Below are 6,516 nucleotides of genomic sequence, written 5' to 3'. Positions count from 1 at the left end.
ATATGCTCTCTAATGATCCCATTGCATTGAATGCACGGAAACAAGCCCTCAAAGATTATGTCCGTCAACAACTGGACGTGGCGTATCAGGGGTGTCCTTTTTTTGTGGCGAAATCCTCCGCGCAGGCTTCAGACGCCACGACTACGCTCTCTTGCGCACTCCCGCAATCGCTCAACACGCGGATCTATGGAATGGCGTCGGCGTCACCGTTGCATCGTCTATCCTTGTTCTCCGCCTGCCTCAAATATCTGGCGTTTCTGCACGGCCGGGAACCGCAAGGCGCTCTGGCCTGGGCCATAGGAGCGCAGGACATGGCGGCGGACACCGCCGGCGTCTATCTCCTTCCCTCTGTGTGGCGCGTGGCGCAGGCGGAGTTGCAGCAGCCAGTCAAACATCTGATCGGCGCTGAACTGAAACAGTGGAAGCACGTCGCGGCGCTGACCGCAGGTCTGTCTCCCCAGGCGGTGGCGGACGCAACGCCGGCGCGACCGCAGGTGTTGGCGGGCTACTCGGAAACCCTGGAGCCCTTTGCGGATATTGACGCCTCCGCCTATACGCTCTGCCTCTGGATCGAGGCGCGCCCTGAATTGACGCAATTGCATCTGCGCTTTCATCCGGGGCGGGTGGATTCAGCATTGATTTCCCTGCTGCAGCAGCGCCTGTTGACGCTGATGGAAGCCATGGCTTTCGAACCCGGCGCCTTGCTCTCGTCCATGCCCTGGATTCCCGTTGCGGAGCAGGCGCGCATTGATGAGTTGTCTACGCCCGCGCCGGCCAGGCCGCTGCGCTATCGCAATGTCGCCGAGGCCATTGCGGCGGCGACCCGCGATAGAGGTGAGCAGGTGTTTCTGGAATGCGGCGAACGGACGGTGAACTTTCACCAGCTGCGGGCCTATACGGATACATTGCTCCAAAGGCCCGAGTGGCCTCAGTGGGAGGCGTTGGGAGACTGCGTGCTGATCATCGGCGCGAAAAACGTGGAAACGACGCTGGCGGCGATGCTGTGCATGCAGGTCGGCAAGCCGTTTTGTCTGCAGTCCCATGTCACTCCTGTCGAACAGCTGCTCGATATCGCCAGGACGCACCAGATACAGACCCTACTGCTGGAGGCTGGCTGTGAACATCTGCAGGCGGGTCTCCGCGCACTGGGGTGTCGGACAGTGATATTGCCTGCTTACGAAGGCGATGCGATAACGTCCACCTCAATCCTTGGTCCAGACTCATCCCCTGGTTCAGGCTCATCCCCTGGTTCAGACTTATCCCCCGGTTCAAAAGAGTACTTCGACAAGGGGCTCGCAGCGCAGCTGGACGATGCGCTGTGCGTGGTGTTTACCTCCGGCAGCGAGGGCAAACCCAAAGGCTGCGTCAATACGCACAGGGCGTTGCTCAATATCTGCCAGGAGAAGCGGGCGCTTTACCCAACCCAAAACGCCCGGGTCGCCTCTCTGGCCAATCATACGTTTGATTATTTTGTCCTTGAGTGCGTGCTGGCGTTGACCGAAGACGTGGTGATCGTCATCGCTCCGGAGGAGGCGCGCGCCGACGCGACGAAGTGCGCTGAATTCCTGCGTGAAAAACACATCGACCTGATGTTTACGACAACCGTGCTGGCGGAAGACATCATGGCGCTGGGCGATATTCCCGGCCTGCGACAGTTGTATTTCGGCGGAGAGAGTCTTCGCGCTTTTCAGAAAAACAACTATGCGCTGTTTAATGTCTATGGGCCGAGCGAGACCGGCGTACTCACCACCTGTCAGCCAATTCTGGACAATGACCAGAAGATAACCATCGGCAAGCCATTCAATGGTTACCAATGCGTGGTGGTGTTTCCCGATACGATGCAGCCCTGTCCCATAGGCGCGCCGGGAGAGCTGTTGATCGGCGGCGCGGGGGTGGGGCTCGGTTATCTGAAACGGCCTGATCTGAGCGAAAAAGCGTTCTTACAGCTGAATACCGGACGCCTGCAAGGGCGCTACTATCGCAGCGGCGATCTGTGCTGCTGGAATACGGACGGCGAACTGGAAATTCTGGGACGCAAAGACCGTCAGCTGAAGGTAAATGGCTTCCGCGTGGAGCTGGACGCCATAGAAAAAGTCGTGCTGGGTCTGCCGGGAGTATCTCAGGCGGCGGTGATCGGCATGGCCGACAGCCGTGGTCATGCGCGCCTGGGCGCGTTCATCGTGGCGGCGGACAAGACGCTATCTGAGCGACATCTGCGTGAGGCGCTGCTCCTGCGGATGCCCGCTTACATGATTCCCAGCCAGATTATTCTGACGCCGGCGCTGCCCATGAACCGCAACGGCAAGCTCGATCGTCAGAAGCTGAAACAAGCGCTCAATGACGCCGCTGTCGATGCGGGGCCTCGTCCGCACGGGCCGACTCAGGAATGGCTGGCGGCGTGCTGGGCCCGCCATCTTGAGTTGGATGCCACGGCTATTGGCGCGGATAAGAGCTTTTTCGCATTGGGCGGGCATTCCTTGCGGGCGGGCAGGGTGCTGGCGGAAATACAGCAGGAATTCGGCCAGGCGGTGTCCCTGCTGGAGTTCTTTAAGCACGACGCCATCGCCAGCCTGGCGGCGTTGATAGACGCCCGTTGCGCCGGACGGCGGCCAGACGCGGCGGACGCTTTTTCCAGCCTGCTGGAAAAGGCTGCCGAGGCCGGCGATGTGGTCAGGGGCGAGCTATCCCCTCAGGAGGCCCGGCTGTACGCACAGTATCGTCTGCATCCGGAATCCATGGCCTATGTGTTGGAACTGGACATGCCCATACCGCAGGAAATTGCGGGCGACGCCGTGACGCAAGCGCTTCAGGCCTTGCTTGACCGTCATGCTATTTTGCGCACGCGTTATCCTCTCGATGGGCGAGGAAGGCCCTTCGCCGAGGCGCTGGCCACGCTCAGCGCCGAGCAGATACTGAGGGCGACGGACGAGACCTGGGCGCAGGGATTCGCCCTTGAGCAAGGGCCATTACTGCGGGGGCGTCTGCTGGATCTGCAAACGGAGCGGGCGCGGCTACAACTGCAGATTCATCACATTCTGGTGGACAAGCCGTCCATGGAAATCCTCAAGCTTGAGTTCGAGCAGTTACTGCGGGGCGAACAGCCGCCATTGTCCGGCCTGAATTACCGCAGTTACGCGCAGGCGTTGGCGGAAGCCCGTGAGCAACCAGTCTGGCGGGAGGCGCAGGCGTTCTGGAAAGATTACCTGGAGGGACTCGACTTTGATCCTTTCGGTCATGGGGCCGTGGACGACGAAGACGGCGTGAAATATACCTCCTGGACCTTGTCCGCGACGGAGATGGAGGCGGTGAACCGCCAGTGCGCCCACCACGGTGTGACACCGGCGGTGTTCTTTCTGGGGATATGGGGGCTGGCCGTAGCGCGCGAAGGTCGCAGCGATGCGTTCTCCATTTCCGTGGCGAATGCATTCCGTCCGTCTCCGGCGCAAACCACCGTGGGCATGTTCGTTTCTCTGTCTCCCTGCGCGTTTCGCTTTGATCGCGACGGCGAAAATTTCGCCGCTTATCTCAAGTCTCTGACGGAAGCGCAGTGGCGAACGACGGAACGGCTGTTCTTCCCTGTGGAGGAGGTGTTTGCGTTATTGCGCCATGATCCGAGGGTGTTTGGCGCCAATCCGTTGCTTAATGTCGCCTATTCCTATTTTGACTCGTTAGAGGCGAGTTCTGAAGCCGAAGAGGCAAGCGACGCGCTAGCCGGCGACAACCCGGAGAGAGAAGCCCATGGTCCCTTGAATCTCACGGTAAGCCACAGCGGAGATCAGTGTCGACTGACGTTGGAATATCAGCCCGCCGCATTGACGGAGGGGCGGATCGCAGCACTTGCCGCAAGCTATCGCGATATCCTGGGACGAACGCTGAGCGACGATTCAACGCCGCAATTGCAGGCGCTGCTCATTTCCGATGACATCGCCGCCCGGGCGTTCCGTCCAGTGCGACGACGTGAAGAGTATCCGTCGATAGAAGCCATATTGCGGCAGGGTTTTCTGACCCTGGCTGATCGCCCCGCTGTCATTGACGACGAAGGCGAGCTCAGTTGGGAGGAATTCGCGTCGCTGACCGCGACTTACGCGGAGCGCCTGAACCACCCAGGGATTCGCCGCGGGCTGATCCTGGGTCGTCCCGGGCGCCGGCTGCAGGCGTTCCTGGCGGCGTGTTTTCTGACGCGAACCACCTATCTGGCCCTGGAACAGGGGACGCCGGAGGCGCGTGTAGAGGAAGTGATACGGCATGCGCAGCCGGACATAGTGATCAATGGGGAGGACGGGGTGAATGCGGACGATGCGATCACCGCCGCTGGCTTCGACTGGCGCGCCTTTGAGAGCGTGAAGCCTCTCGCCGCCAATCCTGTCGCATGGATACTGTACAGCTCCGGCACCACTGGCCGGCCCAAAGGCATTTGCGTCGCGACGCAGTCAGTCGCGCAGTATGTGGACTCGCTGGTCCGCACCCTGGCGTTGCGGCCAGGCGCGCAAGTGGTTCAGCAGTTTTCCCCCAGCTTTGACGGATACCTGGAAGAAGTCCTGCTGGCCTGGGCGCTGCAGGGAACCAGTCTGGTGGTCGATCGCTACAGCCTGTTGGACGAACGCAAGGCGCGGGCCTTTTTGACTTTGCGCCAGCCTGATGTCATTTCCGCCGCGCCCGCGCTGTTCTCCGCCTGGAACCGCATGGACAACCTGCCTCTTCCCAGCGTGTGCATCAGCGGAGGAGACTTTCTCGCCTTTGGCGATATCAATCGTCTGCTGGCGCGCACGCAGATCTGGAACAGCTATGGCCCGACGGAAACCTGTATCGCGGTATCCATGGCGAACTGCGCGGACATGGAGCCGGGAGCGATGCTGCCCATTGGCGCGCCCCTTGATCACGTCGCCTTCGCCGTGGTGGATGCGCAGGGCCGTCGTCTGCGCCCGGGGCAGTGGGGCGAGCTGCTGATCTACGGTGACTTTGCGCAGCATGGCTATCTGGACGAAGCGGAGCAGACCGCGCAGAAGTTCGGAAAGGATGATCAGGGCCTGTATTTCCGCACCGGGGATATAGCCATGGTGGACGCCAGTGGCCAGTTTTTCCTCAAAGGACGCATGGACGACAGTTGCAAAGTACGCGGCAACTTCATTGGCCTGGGAGAGCTGGAAGGCCGGGCGGGGCGGCATCCCGGGGTCATCGCGGCGGGAGCGGCGGTGGCGCAGGCGGGTACGCCGGAGGCCTGTCTGGTGCTGGCGATAGAAGGCGAGGAGAAAGGCTGGTCAGGGCTGCAGGAGCATCTGGCGCGCCATTATCCCCGGTCGCACCTGCCTTCCGCGATTTTCCCGGTCCCATGCTTACCCAGGACGGAGACAGGCAAGCTGGATAGAGCGCAAATCGTCAGCATGTATCTGATTTGGCGTGATTGCGCGCAGACGGCGTTGGATGAAATCAGCCCGCAGGAGGATAAAGCGCTGGCCCGTTTGGTTGACTGCTGGCGTGAGTGTCTGGGGTATCAGGGAACCTTGACCGCGAATTCCGACTTTTTCCAGGTATCCGGCTCTTCCTTGAGCGCAGTGCGACTGGCCAGTCAGGTTGAGATGCGCTTTGACGTTCCGTTCAGTCCGGTTGACGTGTTCCGCAACGCCACTCTGGGGGCGCAGTGGGCGTTGATTGCGAATCGCCGCGGCCGGCGCCCTGAGGGTAGCGGCGTTATATCCGAACGCCTGTTGAATCAGGACGTCCCCAGCGCCCCCAGACTGCTGTTGCTGCCTCCCGCGCTGGGCGGCCTGGTTGAGCTACAGGCGCTGGCGGATGCGCTGGCGGGGAAAGTGACCGTCTCCGTGCTGACCCTGGAGCCGGATGTCGTTATCGATATGACGCCGGCCGATCTGGAAACGGCGCTGACGGGAACATTGGCGTCCCTGGCGACGACACACGCAGAGCAATCCGCACGTCCTCTCTGGCTGGGCGGGTATTCCCTGGGAGCGGAGATGCTGGCGGCGTTGCGGGCGCAGTCTGCTGACTTCACCCGGCAGGTGGCGAAGTGGGTGTTTCTGGATCCCAATCTGCAGACGACGGTGTTTGAGGGCCCGGAACTGTACGCGGAGTTTCTGGCGTTCTTCCGGGATGTCGCTGCGCTGACGGGCGACGCAGCCGGTGCGACGGTGAGCGACGCGTTGGATGAAGCGTCATTGCGCGCCACCTTCCCGGCGTTGTTTATGGACTGGCGTTACTACCAATTGCAGCACCAGTTAATCCGGGGCGCGACGTTCCCGGAGCGCTTGTCGGCGTCTCCGCTGAATTACGCGCCCGTATCCGTCTTTTTGTCCGAAGACGCCGATGGAGACAGCGCAGCGGCGTTGATCCAGGCGGCGCCGAAGCATGTCTCGATCCGCCGCGTAAGGGGCGGACATTTTGACTTTATGAAAGCGCTTGGCGTCGCTGACTTTCTGGATGCGACTTCATCCCAGGCGGACGCCCGGTTAGAGGCGCTGTCCGAGCCAGTCTGAAACGCTGGCGCAGAACATGGCGAGGACC

General features: G+C 61.3%; 1 protein-coding gene. It reads left to right on the top strand.

Annotated elements, in window-relative coordinates:
• Nucleotides 1–2 precede the first annotated feature (2 nt).
• Nucleotides 3–6,488, top strand: a complete 6,486-nt coding sequence (locus tag O5O45_RS10695; protein WP_305905208.1) for an AMP-binding protein — start codon at nt 3–5, stop codon at nt 6,486–6,488.
• Nucleotides 6,489–6,516: the final 28 nt, after the last annotated feature.

Origin of the sequence: Hahella sp. HNIBRBA332 (assembly GCF_030719035.1) — a bacterium.
Classification (GTDB): Bacteria; Pseudomonadota; Gammaproteobacteria; order Pseudomonadales; family Oleiphilaceae; genus Hahella.
The sequence above is the reverse complement of the archived record's forward strand: the minus strand, read 5'-3'. Positions and strand labels throughout refer to the sequence as shown.

Excerpts from the sequence above, each read along its gene's own strand:
- O5O45_RS10695 (WP_305905208.1), top strand. The coding sequence starts at position 3 with ATGCTCTCTAATGATCCCATTGCATTGAATGCACGGAAACAAGCCCTC.